The following is a 19,660-nucleotide window of genomic DNA, read 5'->3' on the forward strand; positions in this document are numbered from 1 at the left end:
GACCTCTGCCGGATGTACATCGAAGCTCTGGAAAACCCGAGCTGGACGGGAGCCTACAACGCCGTAGCTCCGCATCCCGTCACCAATGAGGAACTGGTGCGTACTACGGCCGATGTACTGCATAAGCCCTACTGGGCTCCCAAGGTTCCGGACTGGGTACTGAAGCCACTATTTGGGGAAATGGCCGTTGTGGTACTCGGAGGCAATTATGTTTTAAACCAGCGAATTCGGCTGGAAACCGATTTTCAATACCTGTATCCCGAACTCAAACCAGCCCTGGTATCAATTTTGAGTAAGTCGTAGGACTTTAGGTTTAGTAAGGTTTAAGGTTTAATGAAGTTTGAGGTTTGAAAGGTTTAGGGGTGGAAAATAGCAATAACGGTTCGAATAGTTTGAGGTTTGAAAAGTTCATTCAAACCCTTTTCAAACCTCAAACCCTCTCACACCTTATTAAACTTGACCCTCCCTCAAACGCTTCCAACATTCACTCTTAAATACAGAGATCATGGTTTGGTTCATTACGGGTTGTTCATCGGGGTTTGGTCAGGAAATCGCCCGTCAACTCTTGCAAAAAGGCGAGCAGGTCGTTGCGACAGCCCGCCGCGTTGAAACGTTACAGGAATTAGGGGAATCCGAAAATCTGCTTACCCTTTCGCTTGATATTACCGATCTGGAGGCAATCAATTCAGCCGTATCGTCGGCTCACGAACGCTTTGGTCGGATCGACGTACTGATCAACAACGCCGGCTATGGCTTGGGCGGAGGCCTGGAAGAAGTAAGTCAGGAAGAATTACGGACGCAGTTTGACACGAATGTATTTGGTACCATCAATGTCACTAAAGCCGTGCTGCCCCTCATGCGGGAGCAGAAAAAAGGATACATTCAGGTGCTATCGTCGATTGCGGGGCTCGTCTCTACGCCGGGACTTTCCATGTACAACGGCTCTAAATACGCTCTGGAAGGAATTTTCGAAAGTGTCGCTCAGGAAATCAGACCCTTTGGGATCAAAGTGACGATTATTGAACCCGGACCATTCCGTACGGAATTTGCCGGTTCATCCATCAAAATAGCCGAACCCCTGCCGGAGTACGCCGAAACGGCCGGAAAGATTCGGGATTACTTCGAAAAAACGAATGGCAAACAGGTGGGCGATCCCGTAAAAGCCGCTGAAATTCTGATTGGACTGGCGGATCGTGAGGAGCCACCGCTACGCCTACAACTGGGTGCCTGGGCCGTAGAGCGTTACCAGCAAAAACTGGAAAACGAACTCAAGCATAGCAAGGCCTGGGAAGACATCAGTCGTTCGGCTGATTATACAGAATAAGGTAAGTCGAAAGCCTCTTTTGAACCGTTTCGTTTGGTACTGTTTTACCAGGCTGAACGGTTTTTTTAGTTAATAACTGGGGCCAACGTTGACTGGCGTTCAGTACCCAGGAAAGCCACTATTCTCGCAAAAAAAGCATAAGCTCAACAGGCTAGGCCAGTCAGTATTCGACGTAATTGAAAGGCATTCAACAGGCTACGACTAAAATCCAGTTAAAGTCTTACTTGACAACTTGACAAGAAAATCTTTACTTTGGATGATAACTATTTGGAAATTATGAAAACAATGACAGTCGGTGAAGTAAAAACCCATTTCTCGGAAGTCCTGAAAGAAGTGGAAGCCGGAGAGCGAATTGCCATCACCTTTGGCAAGAAGAAAGAAATCAAAGCCTTCCTGATTCCCAAAGAAGAAGAATTGCAACCCAGAACGCTGGGGATTTTACGCGGAAAAGGAAAGGTGGTTTTCAAAGATAATTATCAAATGACTGAAGAAGAGTTTCTTGAAGTATGACCTATTTGTTAGATACGCATGCCATGATCTGGGCCGTAACCGAACCCGAAAAACTATCCGAAAAGGTTAGACGGGTGCTGGAAGATCCCACCAACGAAATTGTCATCAGTACGATCAGTTTCTGGGAAATTTCCATTAAGTACGCTCTGGATAAATTAGATTTAGATGTATTTACCCCGCAGGATTTTCCCAAAGCTTGCCGGGAAATGCGGTTTTCCATTACTGAGTTTTCGGCGGAGGACGCCGCCAGCTATCATCAGTTAGCGTCCACCTACCACAAAGATCCTTTCGACCGGATGTTAATCTGGCAGGCCATTCAAAATCGGTACACGCTCATCAGTAACGATGATCAAATCAAAAAGTACGTGGTAGATGGGTTAAAGGTGATGTGGTAGGAAAGAAAACAAGCGTACTCCTCCTGCTTTTCACACCAAACAAAAAGGTTCGAAACACCTGGTCCCGAACCTTTTTGTAAGAAGTATTTTCTTCGGATTAGAAATCCCGGCGAATGCCCATACCCACGCCTAACGTGACGGGATGTATTTTGAGGTAATCACCCTGTAAGCCATTCATGACGCTTTTACGAACGAAGGTTTTTACATTCAGGGAAGTCTTTCGACTCAACCGATAGTTAACGCCTGCATTCGCCGTGGTACTGAGGGATACATTCCGATAGATGCCATCTTTCGGACCGTATTCCGCCGGAGGAATACCGATGTACGAATCATCCACCAGCACGTTTCTCAGGAAAAAATCCGCTGATAACCCGCCCGAGACGAAGTAATTCAAACGCTTGCCGGGACGGAATTCATACCCTACACTTACCGGAACGGAGAGGTATTCAAACGTGTATCGGAAGGAGTTAGGAGTATAGAGGCCATTGGTAGCCTGCTGATTCGTAGCCGGTGGAGCCGGGCTATTGGGCACCTGATCCGATTTGTTATAGTTAAGCTGATAGGCAAATGCATTGCTGATGCCAGAACCCTGAATCAGTACCAGATTATTGTTCAGGGTCGAATGGCCGCGTAAAAATTGAACGCCACTTTCCAGGTACCAGTGCCGCGAGAGCCGAGCACCCGCTAGCCATTCCAGCTGATACGAAATATGCGTGCCTTTTTTCGTATAGTTGGGTTCTGAGGTGGGTGTAACTCGCTGGGATAGTGGAGACTGGCTATACGAGAAACTGTCATACGCAGGAAAAGAAGTAACGGAAGTTACGGAAGGATTAAACCGTATAATGCCAGCATTCAGACTCATCCAAAATTTAGCCAGCGGTAGGCTTTTACCCGGCAAAACAGGCATGGTTACCGTGGGTTGCTTCGGCTGGGCCTTGATCGCGTATAAAGACCAGGGTTTGGTGGTGGCCTGCTGGAGCAGTAACGCTACTCGCGTGGCCGCAGTACTGTCCGTGGGAACAAGCGACAACGAAGACGGAGTAAGGGGTTGAATAATCCCTGCTGCGGGTGTGGTTGTATTAACGTTTTGGTCAGTAATGACGCGTTCTGGTTTTTTAACGAACGGATTCCGGTCCAATGCCCGACGGGCTGTTGAACCAGAGCGTAAAATAGAGCCAGGCGTAGTCAGTTGGTTTCGATTGGAAGTATGCGGCGAGGAGGTTGCCCCTGATGCATCCGATTTTTCCGTTGCCGGAAGCGGTGCAGTAGCAATCTGTACTGGAACCTTAGTTTCAGGGCGGGCCGCCGGAGTTTTTCCCGAAGAACGACCAGCGTTCTGAAGGGTTACCGCGGGCGTGGATACCGCCGAATCTTTTGTGGCGTCCTTCCGGTGGCCGTACCACCATCCCAGACTACCCAGACTTACCAGAAACAAGAGCACCACACCTACCCAGAAAAAGGGCAGGCCAATCGGCTGCTCAGGCGGAAGCTCCTGCTCAATGCGACTCCAGAGCCCTTCACTCGGGGGCTCGGAAGCTTCATCAAAAGCTTTACGCCATTGTTCTTCGAAATCGTTTGGTTCTATCTGGCTCATGCCCAGTATTCTTTAATGTCCATTTTCAGTCATACGGTGGTTCGTCAACATGCGTTGCAAGAGGCTCTTCGCCCGGCTATACTGCGATTTGGAAGTTCCTTCCGAAATACCTAGCATACTTGCAATTTCCTGGTGCTGATACCCTTCAATCGCATAGAGGTTGAATACCGCCCGGCAGCCGGGAGGTAGTTCTTGAACAAGTTGGAGCAGGTCTTTCCAGTGAAGTTCTTCTGAAAACGTGGTAGCCACTTCCTCCGCTACATGGTCGAGTTCTTCAGTAAAACGATACCGGCGATTGTCCCGCAGGTAATTCAGCGTGGTATTGACTACAATGCGTTTGATCCAGGCCACCAAGGGGCACTCGAAGCGGAAGGTGTCAATTTTGTCAAAAACCTTGATGAAAGATTCCTGCAAAATGTCCTCGGCCTCGTCGCGGCTTTTGACGTAGCGGAGACATACCACCAGCATACGGCCCGCAAAGGCGTCGTATAGACGACGCTGCGAGACGCGATCCTTTCGGCGGCAGCCCATTACCAGCTCATGTTCATCAAAAACCATTCGTAAAGATCAAGCCATGTATTGCTCCTCCGGTTGGAGGACACGCTTGTTGAAAAAAAGGTTGGAACTTTCTTAAAATTTTGACTATAAGGCTAGAACGCCCGAATGAGTTCTATTTTTGTGTAATCCCAAACGAGCGTTTCATTGGTTCAGCCTTCACGGTGATGCGTAAAAGTGTACGAAAGTAACGTTTTGGATTGATTAATTAATTCCGCCAATTTCTGTTAGAGCTTGTATGAAGACGTATGAAGAAAATTGTCTCTTTGAAATTGAGTTGTCCATTCATGAAATTGAGTCTTCACTAGGAACTGGCTTTGTATTCGAGGAAGAGGATACCAACGTACTTTTACAAGAGACCCTGGAGAGGGAAATCAGGCTTATTGGCCGAGCACTGGGCCGCTTAGTAGAAATAAATTCGGTTATTACATTTACGGCGACGCAATCGATTCTTCAATTTTGCCATTCCCAAGAGGAATCGTGGGACCGTATTTGGACTTTACTAAAAAATCATTTGCCGTCCCTGAAAAAAGAGGTACAGCACTGGTTACATCACGAATGAAAGAGAAAATCAAAGCACTGGCCGCCGCTTACGCAACGGATTTTGTAGCGAACCGCCGGCATTTGCATAGTCATCCCGAGCTATCTTTTCAAGAATACGAAACGCAGAAATTTGTAGCGGCTCAGCTCCAAAGCCTGGGTGTACACGCGACGCCCTTGGCCAATACGGGGTTAGTCGCAGTGATCGAAGGCAAAAATCCGGGAAAAAAGGTCGTAGGGCTGCGAGCCGATATGGATGCTCTGCCCATTCTGGAAGCCAATGATGTCGTCTATAAAAGTCAGAATCCGGGTGTCATGCACGCCTGTGGCCATGATGTGCATACGGCTTCGTTACTGGGCGTAGCCCGTATCTTGACGGAGTTAAAGGATACATTTGAAGGTACCGTAAAACTGGTGTTTCAACCCGGTGAAGAAAAGGCTCCGGGTGGAGCTTCCATGATGATCCGGGAAGGTGTACTACAAAATCCGGCTCCGGCGGGCATGATCGGTCAGCACGTAGCTCCGCAGATTCCCGTGGGTAAAATTGGTTTTCGGGAAGGGATGTACATGGCCTCTACCGACGAAATCTACCTTACTGTGAAAGGAAAGGGTGGGCACGGGGCGGCTCCTGATTCCTTAGTTGATCCGGTACTCATTGCCTCGCATCTCATCGTAGCCTTACAGCAGGTTATTTCGCGGAATCGTCCGCCTAAATCTCCCTCGGTTCTTTCCTTTGGACGGGTCATCGCCGATGGAGCGACCAACGTTATTCCTAATGAAGTACACATTGAAGGTACCTTCCGTTGCATGGATGAAGTCTGGCGGGAAGAAGGCCTGCGGCGTATCCAGAAGCTGGCCGAAGGGTTGGCTGAAAGCATGGGAGCTACCTGTGTGGTAGACATTGTCCGGGGTTATCCGTACCTGGAAAACCATCCCGAGCTGACCCGTCGCTTGCGGGCGGAAGCGGGAGCCTACGTTGGGGAGGAAAATATTATCGATCTGGACATCTGGATGGCGGGCGAAGACTTCGCGTTTTACTCACAGGTAGTCGATTCCTGCTTCTATCGCCTGGGTACGCGAAATGAAGATCGTGGCATCATCTCCGGCGTGCATACGCCTACCTTTGATATTGACGAAAAGGCTCTGGAAATCGGAGCTGGCCTGATGAGCTGGCTGGCCATTCAGGAGCTGGAAAATTAGTTTCTGGTTTTGGGTGGATCGTTGTTGGGTGAGTAGTGGAGGTAGATCAAAAGCTTTTTGATCTACCTGTTTTATTACTTTGAGATTGGAAGAGCAAACCCCGAAGGGGTTCAATTTCACTAGCCATGGGTAAAACCCATGGTGTGCATGTATGGGAACAATATCCCATAAAAGGAAATCCCCCGAGAAGCCGCTCGGGGGATTTCCTTTTTATCAGTTGCCAGTACAAATCAACCAGCCACTAGTTACAACCAGCTAACCTTACAGGACGGCCCGGAAGAAGATAAATAGCGTACCGGCCAGGAACATGGATACGGGCAGGGTCAGTACCCAGGCCAGGACAATGTTACGAATGGTACCGGCCTGCAAGTTTTTAATACCCTTGTTGGCTACCATACTTCCGGCGATTCCTGAGGAAAGAACGTGCGTAGTAGAAACGGGTAAACCCAGTCCTGACGACAGACCGATGGTACTAGCGGCAACTAGCTCGGCACTGGCACCCTGAGCGTAGGTCAGGTGTTGTTTACCAATCTTTTCTCCGACGGTTACGACAATACGTTTCCAGCCCACCATGGTACCCAGACCTAAGGAAAGGGAAATCATCAGGATAACCCAGGTTGGAGCGTACTCCGTGTAGGATTTCATCGCTGACAGCGAACTGCTCAGCGTAGCGGCTTCGTCGCGGTTGAGCGTCAGAGCACCGTCTTTCTGAATTTTCGTCAAATCTCTTGAAATCAGAAGAATATCTTTTCTGGATTCCAGACGAAGCTGGGGTGGAATATGGCCGTTCGTGGCCTTCATGACACTATCCAGATCATTAATGCTGGCCTTAACCACCCGCAGACGTTCCTGATCCAAGGTCGCCAAACGCGGCTCTTCAATCCGGTTGACAAGTTGCTGAATCTGTACCAGATTGGTTTGAAGGTGCGTGGTATCCTTGCTGGCGTCCAGAGCAAAATAAGCGGGCGTAATACCGATTAGAATCAGCATGATCAAACCGACTCCTTTCTGTCCATCATTGGAGCCGTGAAAGAAACTAACACCCGTACAGGTCATAATCAAAATGCTACGAATCCAGGTCGGAGGCGTCTGATTCTTCTTGGGTTCTTTGAAAATGATGTCATTCTTCACGGTACGCTTTAGAATAAACATCAGAATAATCACCAGACTGAAACCGACCAGCGGCGATAAGAGCAGAGCAAAACCCGTTTCTTTCGCTTTGTCCCAGTTGACAGAACTCACGCCCGATACGTTTTCAGGCAATAGGGAGTAGGCCAAACCTACGCCCAGAATCGAGCCAATCAGTGTGTGGGAAGACGAGGAGGGCAGACCAAAGTACCAGGTGCCCAGGTTCCAGATGATGGCACTCAGCAGTAGGGATAGGACCATCGCTACTGCGTGATAAACATTTTGGTCGATCAGCAGTTCAACCGGTAGCAAGTTTACAATTCCCATGGCCACGGTGATCCCACCGAAGAACACGCCAAGGAAATTACAGAATCCCGACCAAATTACTGCAATATTGGGTTTCAGGGAATTCGTGTAGATTACGGTGGCTACGGCATTGGCCGTGTCGTGAAAACCATTCACGAATTCAAAAGCACACGCACAAAAAAGGCAGATACACAGAAGAAAGAAAATTCCAGTCTCTAAGCCGAACATAAGGAGTTAGGGGGCTATTTTGACGCGAAGCTACGGAAAGGGATCGGGCCTAATGTTAAGGAATTGTTAAGACTCTATGGATAGGGGACCCCTAACCCGAAACGTATGCTCGCGTAACGAATGGAGAAATAGGACTTTCGCCAATCGTTCGCTGAGAGTTGGGCGGTTTCTCCAGCGTATCCTTCGGAATGGTGCCGGAAATACAGAATTTTTACGAAAAGAAACAAATCTAGAAATTATTCAACCGTTACCGGAGCTGTTTTCGTCGCCAACTGACCGCAGGCGGCATCGATGTCTTTTCCACGGCTACGGCGGACGGTAATGGGAATGTTCTTCTGCTCGATGAAGCGGGCGAATTTGGCCAGCGTCTGCGGATCCGTATTCTTATACTGAGCGTTTTCGATGGGATTGTACTCAATGATGTTGATGTGGGCGTTTGGAATGTGTTTGGCAAAATTCCAAAGTTCCTTCGCATCCTCCACCGAATCGTTGAAGTTGTAAAAGAGAATATACTCCAGCGTAATTTTATTCCCCGTTTTATTATAAAAGTATTTGAGAGCATCTTTTAAAGCCACCAACGTATTGCTTTCGTTGATGGGCATGATCTGATTCCGCTTGCTGTCGTTGGCGGCATGCAGCGAAAGGGCCAGATTGAATTTAACTCCGTCATCACCCAGCTTCTGAATCATTTTGGCAATGCCCGCTGTACTAACGGTAATGCGTTTGGGGGACATGTTCAGTCCTTCCGGCGAAGTAATGTGATCCACCGACTTCAGCACGTTCGCGTAATTGAGCAGGGGTTCGCCCATGCCCATGTACACGATGTTAGTCAGGGGTTGCCCGTACTTCTGTTCGGCCTGATTCTTGATGGTTACGACCTGATCGTAAATTTCGGCGGGGTCCAGGTTGCGTTCGCGATCCATGTAACCCGTTGCACAAAACTTGCACGTCAGTGAACAGCCTACCTGACTGGATACGCAAGCCGTCATCCGGTCGTCGGCGGGAATCAGTACGCCTTCGATTAGTTTTCCGTCGTAGAGTCGGAAAGCTGATTTAATGGTTTTATCACTTGAAATCTGCTCTTTGGCTACGCTCAGGGGACGGATTTCGAAGTGAGCTTCGAGCAATTCCCGCGTTTTTTTGGAAAGGTTTGTCATTTCCTCGAAACTGCGGGCGGACTTTTTCCACAGCCATTCCAGAATCTGTTTCGCCCGGAATCCTTGTTCTCCCTGTTCGACCAAAAAGGTCTTCAACCCCTCTGCCGAGAGCTTACGAATATCTTGTTTAACGATGGTGTCCATTGCTCGTTTTTGGTAATATGTTGGTGCAACTGCTTTCTAAGGTATTGGGTTCCAGTACGATTATTCTTTTCGTAACTCTTCGACTTTTTCAATGAGCCGATCCCGCTTGGGAATGGCGTCGGATACTTTATCCAACACTTTCGGAGCAAAGGGCCGAATCACGGGATACACATAACTACCCGTCATCTGTTCGCGGTTGGGAAAGCCCATGCCCAGGGCCTGTAACAGCCACAAAAAGACGCTGATGCCAAAGGCATACGTGAACAGGCCCACTACGGCTCCAGCCATGCTGTCGAAACTGCCGAAAATCGTGTAGCGGAGACTTCTTCGCAGTAGCCATCCAAAGCGATTAATGGTAAAAATCACCAGCACGAAAATGCTCGAAAATCCGATGTACGGGAGAAACTTACGGCCTACGGTTTCACCCACGTAAGGGGCTACAAAGGCAATCGCTTCGTTCAAAAGTTTGAAACCCAGTATAAGCGAAACGACAAAAGCAATAACCGCAATAATCTCGACCAGTACGCCCCGTCGAAAGCCCGTATACGCTCCATAAGCGAGCGGTACGAGTAGAAGCAGGTCAAGAAAATTAAAATTCATACCGTGGGTGTGTGCGGGTAGGGTTTGAGTGGGTTTCGGGTTGGAAAAGGTTTGAAGTTTGAGTGGGTTTAAGGTGATTTAACGTTTGAGGTGGAAGCAGGTTCAAGATAGTTTGAATGTTGAAAGAGTGCGGATTTAAGCCACTGGGAGTTTCTACTTCTGTGCAATCGAAAGGTACATCCTTTCGATTGCTACCTCCAATTCAGACATAAGAGGGTTTTCACAGCTGCACCACCTATCATTTCTCAACCTAATTAAACCTTAAACGTTCTTTCAAACCTGAAACCAATCAGACCTCAAACCCTTCTTCAAACCTCAAGACTAGCTCAGCAACTGTTTCACCGTAGCCGAGATCGTTTTTCCTTCCGCCAGGCCCGCCAGTTCCTTGGTGGCTACGCCCATCACTTTACCTAAATCGCTGGGGCCAGTGGCTCCTACGCGAGTGATGATTTCCTGTAAACGGGCTTTCAGCTCCTCTTCCGTCAGCATTTTGGGTAGGAACTCTTCGATAACGGCGATTTCACTGTACTCTTTATCGGCCAATTCCTGACGACCATTACTTACGTAAGTTTCCGCGGAATCTTTCCGTTGCTTGACGGCCTTCATCAGAATTTTTGTTTCCTGTTCCGGCGTTAATTCGTGGGCTGTTCCGGCCGTTTCTTCCAGTAAAATAGCCGATTTAATGGCCCGTAGGGCTAATAAACGGGCTTGATTTTTAGCCAGCATCGCTGACTTGATTTGAGCTTCAATGGTTGATTTGAGTGACATGACCTAAAAATTCAGGGGTGGTCTATAGAAATTACAAGAGATTTACCGCAATATTTGGGGCGTTATTTAGAACTGTTCTTCGCAAAGAATGGTTCTCCACGCTGCAAAGTTACAAAATCTCAACCGCAGAAGGGGTTTTTTCGCAGTGATCCCCTGCTTATCATCCAGTCTATGCCTACTCGTCTTTCGGTAAACATTAATAAAGTAGCCACCCTGCGTAATTCCCGCGGTGGAAATAATCCCAACGTTGTCAAAGTAGCACTGGATTGCGAACGCTTTGGAGCGGAGGGGATTACGGTACACCCCCGGCCCGACGAACGGCACATCCGCTACCAGGATGTCTTGGACTTGAGTCAGGTACTAACGACGGAATTCAACATTGAGGGCAATCCAACCGAAAAGAAATTTGTGGACCTGGTATTGCAGGTAAAGCCTGCTCAGGTAACGCTGGTACCCGATGCACTGGGAGCCGTAACCTCCAACGCGGGTTGGGATACGATTGAGCACCGTAGCCGATTGATCGATCTGGTGGGTATGTTCAAGGAAGCGGGTATCCGTACGTCCATTTTCGTCGATGCCGACGAACGTATGGTAGAAGGAGCGGCGGAAACGGGTGCGGACCGCATTGAATTGTATACCGAACCCTACGCTCACCAATATTCCATTGATCAGTCGCTGGCACTGAATTCCTTTATCAAAGCGGCGGAACGGGCCAATGCCTTAGGACTGGGAATCAATGCCGGTCATGATTTGAGTCTGGACAACCTGCGGTATTTTCAGCAGAATATTCCGGGCTTACTGGAAGTCTCCATCGGTCATGCTCTCATCTGTGATGCTTTGTATTACGGGCTGGAGAATACCATTCAACTGTATTTGCGGGAAGCGAAAGCAGGTTTGATCTAAGCTTTCCCTACTAATGATAAGAAAAAAGCTCCGTGGAAACGGAGCTTTTTTGCTAATAAGTCGATACCTCTCTAGATACAAGAGAGGTACTTCAAAACTGTTGCTTTCTATAGACGCTAAAAAGGCCCAAAGCGTTGGAAGTCGCAGAAACTATTCATTGAATTCCAGCCAGTAGCCATCCGGATCCTGCAGGAAAATCTGACGAATACCGTCGGGTCGGGCCTTGGGGCCTCTAAAGGTCAGTCCCTTCCGGCGTAGGAACGCTTCCGTCTCTTCCATATCGGCCACTTTTACGGCAAAATGATTTTTTCGAGAACCCAGCACGGTTTCTTCCAGCGGTTCCGCCCGATTACCCAATAGGTGTAACTGTTTGTTGCCACCTAAACTAAACCAGGCTCCGGGAAAGTCGAAAGCGGGGCGGGGTAGGGGTTCTAACTCCAGCACGTCCCGATAAAACTGTATGCTTTGTTCGGCATCAGCCACGTACAGGGCCACATGGTCGAGCTCCAGAATGTTCATAGGCGTAAGATTCTTCAATTTCTTCGCGAAAGAAGCATAAACTTCAGAGAATGGACGGATTAATTTCAGGATTAATCGCAATTCTGAAAATTTGAAACCCGATCCTTTGTATTATTGACGGTGAAAAGCTGATTAATCTAAATTTTGTTTTGTAGATGTAGTAATCAGCCATAGTTTATTTGTAAGAGTACTCATCTTTCCATTTTGATTTCCTCTTAAAATTATTCGTATGCGTAAACTTTTCTTACTGGGCGTATCCTTAGCCTTTTCATTCAATCTCTGGGCTCAGGGCATCTCCGGAGCTACGACGGGCCTGCAAAAAATGCCGGGTTATCTGAATCTGTACTGGGACGCCAAAAAAGGGAAAATGTATCTGGAGATCGACAAACTGGATACGGAAATTCTTTTCCATACGGCCTTGCCCGCCGGTATCGGTTCCAACGACATTGGCCTGGATCGCGGAAAAATCAGTGCTGGAAAAATCATCAAGTTTCAGCGGTCGGGCCCGAAAGTACTGATGGTCGAACAGAATTACGGGTATCGGGCGACCTCGGGTGATAAAATGGAAATGCGGGCTGTCGAGCAGTCGTTCGCTCAGTCCGTACTCTGGGGTTTCGATGTCATGGCCGAAGAAGGGAAATCCGTACTGGTGGATGCTACCAACTTTTACCTACGCGATGGCTACGAAGCCGCTTCGGCGATTGCCCGAGCCAAGCAGGGTGTCTTTCGTCTGGACCCCAGCCGCTGTGCCTTTTACCTGCCCTACACGAAGAACTTCCCAGAAAATACGGAAGTAGAAGTAACCCTGACGCTAACGGGCGAACAGGCCGGCCCGTACCTGCGGGAAGTGGTACCAACGCCGAATGCCATTACGATCCGGGAACATTACTCGTTCATCAAATTGCCCGATGCCGGGTATCAGCCCCGCGAGTTTGATCCCCGGGCGGGCATCAATTCCATTGAATTTTTTGACTATTCCTCACCCTTTAGTACGCCCATTGCCAAACGCTACATTCGTCGGCATCGCTTGCAAAAGAAAAATCCAAATGCGGCCGTGTCTGAACCCATCAAGCCGATTGTGTACTACATGGACCCGGGTGCTCCCGAGCCCATTCGCTCCGCTCTGATGGACGGCATTTCCTGGTGGAATCAGGCCTACGAAGCGGCGGGTTTTAAGAATGCGTTTCAGGTGAAAGTACTGCCCGATACCGCCGATCCGATGGATATTCGCTATAACCTCGTGCAATGGGTACACCGCTCGACGCGGGGCTGGTCGTACGGCTTTAGCGTCGCCGATCCACGTACGGGTGAAATCATCAAAGGAAAAGTGACGCTGGGTTCCCTGCGGGTACGTCAGGACTACCTGATTGCCAATGGACTGGTGGGCGAATACGAAGGCGACAAACCCAGTAAAGAAGCCGAAGAAATGGCTCTGGCCCGTCTGCGGCAACTCGGAGCCCATGAAACGGGCCATACGCTGGGCTTACCCCACAACTACGCCTCCAATCAAAACGATCGGGCGTCTGTCATGGATTATCCGCACCCGCTGGTACGTATCATGGGGCAAAACAAGCTAAGTCTGTCTGATGCGTATACCAAGCAAATTGGCGACTGGGATAAGATTGCTATCAATTATGCTTACCGTGAGTTCAAGAACAAAGAGGAAGAGAAGAAGGGACTCAAGAAGATCATTGATGATTACATCGACAAAGGCTTTCTGTTCCTGAGTGATCAGGATGGACGGCCCGAAGGATCGGCTCATCCCATTACGCACCTGTGGGACAATGGTAAAAATTCAGTAGAAGAGTTGAATCGGGTAATGCAGGTACGCCGAATCGCTTTGTCGAATTTCAGCGAGAAGAAAATTCCCGTTGGTGCTCCGATGGCTACGCTGGAAGAAGCCCTCGTACCTCTGTACCTGTTTCATCGCTATCAGGTAGAAGCAGCTAGTAAGGTAGTAGGCGGCGTATTTTACACGTATGCCGTTCGCGGGGACAAGCAGAAGGTTATGGAATACGTGAGCGGAGCCGAGCAGCGGCAGGCACTGGACGCCTTGATGGCGACCCTGAAACCGGAAGAACTCGTACTGCCTAATAATATCATCAAACTGATTCCGCCGCGTCCGTATGGCTTCAACGAAAATCATCGGGAGGTTTTCAAAGATCGCACCGGACTGACTTTTGACCCCTTGGCTCCCGCCGAAGCCGCCGCAGGAATGACGCTGCGATTCGTTCTGCAACACGAACGGGCTGCTCGTTTGATTGGAAATCACTCCATTGATAACAGCTTACCCGATTTCAGCGAAGTAGTAGACAAAGTAGTCGAAACTACCTGGAAGTCGGCTCCCCAGGCAGGCTACGCGGGTGAGGTACAACGCGTGGTGAACGGTGCGGTACTCGATCAGCTCATTCAACTGGCGGCCAATAAAGATGCTGCCAACCAAGTACGGGCTGTGGCTACGCTGAAACTGCAGGAACTGAAGGCGTGGCTGGGAAAAACCACTACGAATGACGTTAACCAAAAAGCTCAGTATCAATTTGCCTTGGCTCAGATTCAGCAATTTGAAAGTAGCCCCGAAACGGTGGTGATTACGCCTCCCTCGAAAGAACCCGACGGAGCTCCGATTGGTAGCTTTGATGCGTATAGCTGCGAGTGGTAGGGGCTGCCTATCAGGGCTATTTGAATCCCCGCATTGCATACGGGGCTATGCAGATTAAACCCCTCCGGGGTTGGGGCTTGATGAAAGAAAGGAAACTGCTGGTACAAGTGCTCATACAGAGTACCGTGCACGGCCTACGAATTCCAGAGGCGTTCCCGTCGAACTCTTAAAACCTTCTATTCAAAAAGTCATCCGCACGTTCTAAAACTAAAATTTTGGAACGTGCGGATTCAATCAACGATCCATCATCTTAAACCAAAACCTTCCATGAAATCTTCTGTTTCAATCCCGGCCCTGCTGATATGGCTGGTAACGATGGGTTGCGGAATAGCTTCGGCTCAGAGCAAAAAGAAAGCTCCCGAAGCGACGGCGAATCTGCTCATCCCGGCGAAAAAGCTGGAGGCTCTCAAGCAGGAGTTGGCGGCAGAAATTGATAAAATGAAAGACTTCTCCGCCGAAATGAATGACATGGTCTTCAGCTTCGGCGAACTGGGCTTTCAGGAACACGAAACGTCCAAGTACCTGACGGGCGTTCTGGAGAAAAACGGCTTTACCATTCAACGCGGCATCGGGGGGATTCCGACGGCCTGGACGGCAACCTGGGGTAGCGGAAAACCTAAAATTGCCGTTGGGTCGGACATTGACTGTATTCCGAAAGCCTCGCAAAAGCCCGGCGTTGCCTACCACGATCCCATCATCGACGGAGCCCCCGGCCACGGCGAAGGCCATAATTCGGGCAATCCGCTGAACATCACCGCGGCTCTGGCTCTGAAGAAAATCATGGAGCGGGAAAAAATTTCCGGTACGCTCATGCTCTGGCCGGGTGTGGCCGAAGAACAGGTAGGGACCAAGGCGTATTACATTCGGGACGGTTATTTCAAGGATGTAGACGCCTGTATCTTCACCCACGTAGGAAATAATCTAGGGGTTGTGTACGGAGATGTTGGCAACAACGGATTGGTTTCGGTCAAGTTCAATTTTGAAGGAGCCGCCGCTCACGCCGCCGGGGCTCCCTGGCGGGGCCGTAGTGCTCTGGACGCAGTAGAACTGATGAACATTGGCTGGAATTTTAAGCGGGAGCACCTCTTGCCCACGCAACGCTCGCATTACGTGATCGTGGACGGGGGCGATCAGCCCAACGTGGTGCCTTCCAAAGCTTCGGTATGGTATTACTTCCGGGAACGGAGTTACGATAAAATCAAACAGTTATTTGAGTACGGCGTGAAAATGGCGGAAGGTGCCTCCATCATGACTGATACCAAGTACACCTACGAAATACTGGGTTCGGCCTGGCCGGGACATTTCAGTAAGCCCATTGCCGAGGCGACCTTCAAAAATATTAAAAAGGTAGGGCTACCGACCTGGTCAACGGAAGATCAGACGCTGGCGAAAGCCATTCAGGAAGAATTGATGTCACCCGAGAAAAGCGGCCTGGCCGTTAAACTCGACAGTACCATCGAGCCACCCGTGGTATCGATGGGAGGGGGGTCCGATGATATTGCGGATATTTCCTGGTCCATGCCGACGATTGTCCTGCGGTATCCTTCCAATATTCCTGGTTTGCCGGGTCACCACTGGGCCAACGCGATCTCGATGGCCACGCCGATTGCTCACAAGGGGATTACGGCTGGAGCTAAGGTGGAAGCCATGACGATTCTGGATTTGCTCGTCAGTCCGGATCTGGTCAAAAACGCCTGGAACTATTATGCTAACGTACAAACCAAGGACGTCAAATACGAACCCCTGGTACGGGAAACGGACAAGCCCGCCACCCATCTCAATACCGAAATTATGGCGGAGTTTCGGGAGCAAATGAAGAAGTACTACTACGATCCAACCAAATACAAATCGTACCTCGAACAGCTAGGAATCAAGTACCCAACGGTTCGGACGAAGGAAACCAAAGCTAAATCCGAAAAGACGGAAAAATAAACTCAAACGTCCCGCCTGCTTCAGGCGGGACGTTTTGTTTCTAGGAACGGTTCATTTTCGCAGGGATTCGATCAGGCGTCCCAGTTTCTTCAAACTTTTATCGATTTCTGGCGTATAGGGAGCCCCAAACGTGATTCGCAGGTAATTGGTGAACCGGGCATCCGTACTGAAAATATGTCCCGGTGCAATGCTAATCTTTTCGAGCCAGGCTTTTTCGTAGACCTCAAACGCGTCGATGCCAGCTTCCAGCTCAATCCACAAAACGTACCCACCCTGCGGACGGCTGACTTTTGTACTTCTGGGGAAATAGTCGGCAATAGCCTGTAAATACCGTAAACATTGCGTGTGGAGGGCTTTTCGCAGGTTTCGCATGTGTAAATCATACCGACCTGTTTCAAAAAAGATGGCAATGGCCGCCTGCGTGGGCGTAGCCGAAGACACCGTATGCATGAGTTTGACACTCAGGACCTGTTCGAGAAAACGGCCCGGAATGCACCAGCCCACCCGGTACCCCGGAGCCAGCGTTTTGGATACCGACGAGCAGAGCATGACCAGTCCCTGCGTATCGAAACTCTTGCAGGTACGGGGCCGGATTTTACCGAAGTACATTTCTCCGTAAATGTCGTCTTCAATCAGCGGGATTTCCTTGGAAGCCAGTAGTTTGACCAACTGCTTCTTGCTGTGATCGGGCATCAAAGCCCCCACCGGATTACAGAAATTAGGGACGAACAGGCAGGCCGCAATGGACGTTTTTTCCAGAGCCTGTTCCAGCAAATCGATTCGAATACCCTCGGTAGGATCGGTAGGAATTTCGAGTACCCGCAGCCCCAGACTTTTCATGACGTTGAAAATGCCAAAGTACGTCGGACTTTCGATGGCTACTGTATCGCCGGGTTTGGTAACCGCTTTCAGGCAGAAGACCAGAGCCTCCATACAGCCCTGCGTCGTTACTATTTCGTGTTCCGTAAGGGTGCCATTCCAGTTGAAGGCGTGTTTGGCAATCTGTTTGCGTAAGGTCAGGTTGCCGCGTAGTTCTTCGTAGGCGGTACAGCTGCTGGGGTTTTGCCGGAGGGCTTCCAGCATGGCTTTGTTGAGCTTGGCTTCGGGTAAGAGTTCCAGAGCCGGGGTGGCTACGGACAGCTTGACCACATCGGTTTGCGAAAGGTTTTCGTACACCCGGCGAATCATGGCATCAACGCTGACCTTTTCCGGTGAACGATCCATGGCCGGGGGGGCGGGCAGGAGCTGCGGCACCCGCGTGGACGTATACCGCACGAAATACCCGGACTTGGGCCGGGCTTCGATCAGGCCCTTATTTTCCAGTTCGACGTACGCTTTGTAGGCAGTACTCAGACTGATGCCTTGTTCCAGACTCAGGGCCCGCAGGGATAAAAGTTTATCGCCCGTCTTGAGAATCTGGCTTTCCATTTGCTTTTCCAGCCGTTCGGCCACCTGAACGTACAGAAAGTCTGCGGTAAGGGATGCGTTCGCCATAACGAAACAAAGGACAGCGATGGTAATCTGTTCGGAGTACAAAGGTAAAAGCCGGAAGCTGAAAGTATGGGTTTCATACTGAGAATCATACCGAAGATTTCTGGGATAATAGAAGTAAATCTGTTCTGCTCATATTTTAAAAATCTGCATCTGTTTTTGCTTGGAAAGAAACCCGAGTTTTGCGGCGTACTTTCCTGACTACGGCGATGCGAAACACTCAAAAAGCGTATGTAGCTCTGGCTACCATTTGTTTCCTCTGGGGCACGACCTACCTGGCCGCCCGTATTGGAGTGGCGGGCTTTCCGGCTCTGTTATTCATGGCTCTTCGCAATACGACAGCCGGGCTGTTGTTACTCACGTTCGTCGTGATCCGCTACCGGGCCGTACCTGTTCGCTGGCAGGATATTAAACTACAAATCATTCCTGGTTTGTGCATGATTACCTTCGGAACCGGTATTGTGGGCTGGGCGGTACGCTTTATTCCGAGTGGGCTGGCGGCTTTGATTTGCTCGCTGATTCCTTTGTTTACCATCATTATTCAACTCATCATCCGACCGCAGGATAAGCTCAATGGCCGGATCGTCCTGGGAATGCTAATGGGTTTTCTGGGTGTACTGCTGGTCTTCCGCGATCATATGAACTTCATGGCCGATCGGAAGTCGCTGATGGGGATTGGCGTAACGCTTTTCTCGTGCCTGTCTTTCGCGAGTGGGGGGCTGTATACGCAAACGCACCGGGCTCAGTCCCATGCCTTCTTCAACGCGGCTATTCAGATGCTGGTCGGAGGTCCGGGCCTTTGGGTACTCAGTGCTCTGGCGGAAGATTGGCAACACCTGCCCTCGCTGAGTCTGACTTCGGGGCTGGCTTTGCTGTACCTGATTATCTTCGGATCGATTGTTGCGTTTGTGTCGTACCTGTACGCAATGTCTCAGTTGCCCGCGGGTTTAGTTTCGGTGTATGCCTACATTAATCCATTGGTAGCCATTGTTTTAGGGTATTTGATTTTGCACGAACACGTCACCTGGATTACGGGACTGGCCTTTGCCATTACCATGGGGGGCGTGTACCTGGTCAATAAGGGGTACCGACGACAGCAGGACAAAAAGAGGGCCTTGGTTGTAGCAGCAACGGAGGTATAATGGTACATTCTCTTCATCGAATGAAAACAGCATCGGTAGGATAGTCCATTCAGCCCATGCCGGTTCAAAAAAAAGATCGTCAGTCCTTCTATCGTTTTTCCATCCATGAACAAAGCCGACTATATCCGATTTTATGATCGTGAACTGGCCAAACTTTCCAGTGAACTGCAGGCCTATCCGAATGAAGAAACGCTTTGGGCGGTAGTACCCGGAACCATCAATTCCGCCGGACATCTGGGGCAGCACCTGATCGGTAATCTGAAAACCTACATTGGCCTGACGCTGGGTAAGGTGCCGTACCAACGCAACCGCGAAGCCGAGTTTACGCAGCAAGTTTTTTCACGTACCGCCTTACTAACGGAAGTAAATGCTTTGCCCGCCCTGATTCGGCAGTCCATTGAGCAGGTGGACAACCTCGAAGCTCCGTATCCGACGCAGGTGCTGTCGATTTTTCCCGAGCAAAGCATTGCCGTGGTACTAACGCATCTGCTCATGCATCTGGCTTATCATACCGGACAAATGAATTACCATCGCCGGTTTAGCCTTCAAACTTTCGTTGAGTAAA

The 19,660-nt window shown here is 49.7% G+C and carries 18 protein-coding genes; 10 read left to right on the forward strand and 8 right to left on the reverse strand.

Annotated features, from left to right (window positions below; all coding sequences use genetic code 11):
- From ACOJTG_RS10535 to ACOJTG_RS10550, 4 genes are all read left to right on the forward strand, one after another.
- Positions 1–303 (forward strand): DUF1731 domain-containing protein (locus ACOJTG_RS10535; RefSeq protein WP_420153776.1); only part of this gene is annotated, 303 nt, incomplete at its 5' end.
- A 202-nt stretch (positions 304–505) separates the two neighbouring features.
- Positions 506–1,324 carry an oxidoreductase gene (locus ACOJTG_RS10540; protein WP_420153777.1) on the forward strand — a complete coding sequence of 273 codons (819 nt, stop codon included), beginning with the start codon at positions 506–508 and terminating at the stop codon, positions 1,322–1,324.
- Between the two features lie 276 nt (positions 1,325–1,600).
- On the forward strand, positions 1,601–1,834 hold the full coding sequence (locus ACOJTG_RS10545) for a type II toxin-antitoxin system Phd/YefM family antitoxin (RefSeq protein WP_094816900.1): 234 nt from the start codon (positions 1,601–1,603) through the stop codon (positions 1,832–1,834).
- A complete protein-coding gene (locus tag ACOJTG_RS10550) occupies positions 1,831–2,229 on the forward strand; it encodes a type II toxin-antitoxin system VapC family toxin (RefSeq protein ID WP_420153778.1) in 399 nt (132 codons plus the stop codon). Before ACOJTG_RS10545 ends, ACOJTG_RS10550 begins: the two co-directional genes overlap by 4 nt.
- A gap of 97 nt (positions 2,230–2,326) precedes the next feature.
- On the opposite strand, the gene ACOJTG_RS10555 is transcribed toward ACOJTG_RS10550, so the two are convergent.
- Together ACOJTG_RS10555 and ACOJTG_RS10560 are read right to left on the reverse strand one after the other, a co-directional pair.
- Positions 2,327–3,823, reverse strand: coding sequence for a hypothetical protein (locus ACOJTG_RS10555; RefSeq protein ID WP_420153779.1), 1,497 nt, complete (start codon positions 3,821–3,823; stop codon positions 2,327–2,329).
- Between the two features lie 12 nt (positions 3,824–3,835).
- Complete coding sequence (locus tag ACOJTG_RS10560) at positions 3,836–4,381, reverse strand: RNA polymerase sigma factor (protein ID WP_104713660.1); 546 nt, start codon at positions 4,379–4,381, stop codon at positions 3,836–3,838.
- Positions 4,382–4,936: 555 nt separating this feature from the next.
- Here ACOJTG_RS10560 and ACOJTG_RS10565 point away from each other — a divergent pair.
- Complete coding sequence (locus tag ACOJTG_RS10565) at positions 4,937–6,118, forward strand: M20 metallopeptidase family protein (protein ID WP_420153780.1); 1,182 nt, start codon at positions 4,937–4,939, stop codon at positions 6,116–6,118.
- A 261-nt stretch (positions 6,119–6,379) separates the two neighbouring features.
- Here ACOJTG_RS10565 and ACOJTG_RS10570 read toward each other — a convergent pair whose 3' ends face one another.
- The 4 genes from ACOJTG_RS10570 to ACOJTG_RS10585 form a co-directional block, all read right to left on the reverse strand.
- A complete protein-coding gene (locus ACOJTG_RS10570) occupies positions 6,380–7,780 on the reverse strand; it encodes an inorganic phosphate transporter (RefSeq protein WP_094816887.1) in 1,401 nt (466 codons plus the stop codon).
- A 236-nt stretch (positions 7,781–8,016) separates the two neighbouring features.
- On the reverse strand, positions 8,017–9,081 hold the full coding sequence (gene rlmN, locus ACOJTG_RS10575) for a 23S rRNA (adenine(2503)-C(2))-methyltransferase RlmN (RefSeq protein WP_420153781.1): 1,065 nt from the start codon (positions 9,079–9,081) through the stop codon (positions 8,017–8,019).
- Positions 9,082–9,141: 60 nt separating this feature from the next.
- Positions 9,142–9,681 (reverse strand): CvpA family protein, encoded by a 540-nt coding sequence (locus ACOJTG_RS10580; RefSeq protein ID WP_094816885.1) that lies wholly within the window; start codon positions 9,679–9,681, stop codon positions 9,142–9,144.
- A gap of 321 nt (positions 9,682–10,002) precedes the next feature.
- Positions 10,003–10,449 (reverse strand): GatB/YqeY domain-containing protein, encoded by a 447-nt coding sequence (locus tag ACOJTG_RS10585; RefSeq protein ID WP_420153782.1) that lies wholly within the window; start codon positions 10,447–10,449, stop codon positions 10,003–10,005.
- 171 nt (positions 10,450–10,620) lie between these two features.
- Here ACOJTG_RS10585 and ACOJTG_RS10590 point away from each other — a divergent pair, with 171 nt between their 5' ends.
- Positions 10,621–11,352, forward strand: coding sequence for a pyridoxine 5'-phosphate synthase (locus ACOJTG_RS10590; protein ID WP_104713645.1), 732 nt, complete (start codon positions 10,621–10,623; stop codon positions 11,350–11,352).
- A gap of 150 nt (positions 11,353–11,502) precedes the next feature.
- On the opposite strand, the gene ACOJTG_RS10595 is transcribed toward ACOJTG_RS10590, so the two are convergent.
- Positions 11,503–11,871, reverse strand: coding sequence for a VOC family protein (locus ACOJTG_RS10595; protein WP_094816882.1), 369 nt, complete (start codon positions 11,869–11,871; stop codon positions 11,503–11,505).
- Between the two features lie 229 nt (positions 11,872–12,100).
- Here ACOJTG_RS10595 and ACOJTG_RS10600 point away from each other — a divergent pair, with 229 nt between their 5' ends.
- Together ACOJTG_RS10600 and ACOJTG_RS10605 are read left to right on the forward strand one after the other, a co-directional pair.
- Positions 12,101–14,530, forward strand: a complete 2,430-nt coding sequence (locus ACOJTG_RS10600) for a zinc-dependent metalloprotease (RefSeq protein ID WP_420153783.1) — start codon at positions 12,101–12,103, stop codon at positions 14,528–14,530.
- 315 nt (positions 14,531–14,845) lie between these two features.
- The gene (locus tag ACOJTG_RS10605; protein ID WP_420153798.1) at positions 14,846–16,462 is read left to right on the forward strand and encodes an amidohydrolase; all 1,617 of its coding nucleotides are present in this window, start codon (positions 14,846–14,848) and stop codon (positions 16,460–16,462) included.
- Between the two features lie 51 nt (positions 16,463–16,513).
- Here the strand turns inward: ACOJTG_RS10605 and ACOJTG_RS10610 are convergent, their stop codons facing one another.
- On the reverse strand, positions 16,514–17,956 hold the full coding sequence (locus ACOJTG_RS10610) for a PLP-dependent aminotransferase family protein (RefSeq protein WP_420153784.1): 1,443 nt from the start codon (positions 17,954–17,956) through the stop codon (positions 16,514–16,516).
- A gap of 179 nt (positions 17,957–18,135) precedes the next feature.
- On the opposite strand from ACOJTG_RS10610, the gene ACOJTG_RS10615 reads away from it, so the two are divergent.
- A complete protein-coding gene (locus ACOJTG_RS10615) occupies positions 18,136–19,095 on the forward strand; it encodes a DMT family transporter (protein ID WP_420153785.1) in 960 nt (319 codons plus the stop codon).
- A gap of 105 nt (positions 19,096–19,200) precedes the next feature.
- The gene (locus tag ACOJTG_RS10620) at positions 19,201–19,659 is read left to right on the forward strand and encodes a DUF1572 family protein (protein ID WP_420153786.1); all 459 of its coding nucleotides are present in this window, start codon (positions 19,201–19,203) and stop codon (positions 19,657–19,659) included.
- Position 19,660 lies beyond the last annotated feature (1 nt).

This window comes from Siphonobacter sp., from assembly GCF_048595215.1.
Taxonomy (GTDB): Bacteria; Bacteroidota; Bacteroidia; order Cytophagales; family Spirosomataceae; genus Siphonobacter.

Excerpts from the sequence above, each read along its gene's own strand:
- ACOJTG_RS10540 (WP_420153777.1), top strand. The coding sequence starts at position 506 with ATGGTTTGGTTCATTACGGGTTGTTCATCGGGGTTTGGTCAGGAAATC.
- ACOJTG_RS10545 (WP_094816900.1), top strand. The coding sequence starts at position 1,601 with ATGAAAACAATGACAGTCGGTGAAGTAAAAACCCATTTCTCGGAAGTC.
- ACOJTG_RS10550 (WP_420153778.1), top strand. The coding sequence starts at position 1,831 with ATGACCTATTTGTTAGATACGCATGCCATGATCTGGGCCGTAACCGAA.
- ACOJTG_RS10555 (WP_420153779.1), bottom strand. The coding sequence starts at position 3,823 with ATGAGCCAGATAGAACCAAACGATTTCGAAGAACAATGGCGTAAAGCT.
- ACOJTG_RS10560 (WP_104713660.1), bottom strand. The coding sequence starts at position 4,381 with ATGGTTTTTGATGAACATGAGCTGGTAATGGGCTGCCGCCGAAAGGAT.
- ACOJTG_RS10565 (WP_420153780.1), top strand. The coding sequence starts at position 4,937 with ATGAAAGAGAAAATCAAAGCACTGGCCGCCGCTTACGCAACGGATTTT.
- ACOJTG_RS10570 (WP_094816887.1), bottom strand. The coding sequence starts at position 7,780 with ATGTTCGGCTTAGAGACTGGAATTTTCTTTCTTCTGTGTATCTGCCTT.
- rlmN (WP_420153781.1), bottom strand. The coding sequence starts at position 9,081 with ATGGACACCATCGTTAAACAAGATATTCGTAAGCTCTCGGCAGAGGGG.
- ACOJTG_RS10580 (WP_094816885.1), bottom strand. The coding sequence starts at position 9,681 with ATGAATTTTAATTTTCTTGACCTGCTTCTACTCGTACCGCTCGCTTAT.
- ACOJTG_RS10585 (WP_420153782.1), bottom strand. The coding sequence starts at position 10,449 with ATGTCACTCAAATCAACCATTGAAGCTCAAATCAAGTCAGCGATGCTG.
- ACOJTG_RS10590 (WP_104713645.1), top strand. The coding sequence starts at position 10,621 with ATGCCTACTCGTCTTTCGGTAAACATTAATAAAGTAGCCACCCTGCGT.
- ACOJTG_RS10595 (WP_094816882.1), bottom strand. The coding sequence starts at position 11,871 with ATGAACATTCTGGAGCTCGACCATGTGGCCCTGTACGTGGCTGATGCC.
- ACOJTG_RS10600 (WP_420153783.1), top strand. The coding sequence starts at position 12,101 with ATGCGTAAACTTTTCTTACTGGGCGTATCCTTAGCCTTTTCATTCAAT.
- ACOJTG_RS10605 (WP_420153798.1), top strand. The coding sequence starts at position 14,846 with ATGGGTTGCGGAATAGCTTCGGCTCAGAGCAAAAAGAAAGCTCCCGAA.
- ACOJTG_RS10610 (WP_420153784.1), bottom strand. The coding sequence starts at position 17,956 with ATGGCGAACGCATCCCTTACCGCAGACTTTCTGTACGTTCAGGTGGCC.
- ACOJTG_RS10620 (WP_420153786.1), top strand. The coding sequence starts at position 19,201 with ATGAACAAAGCCGACTATATCCGATTTTATGATCGTGAACTGGCCAAA.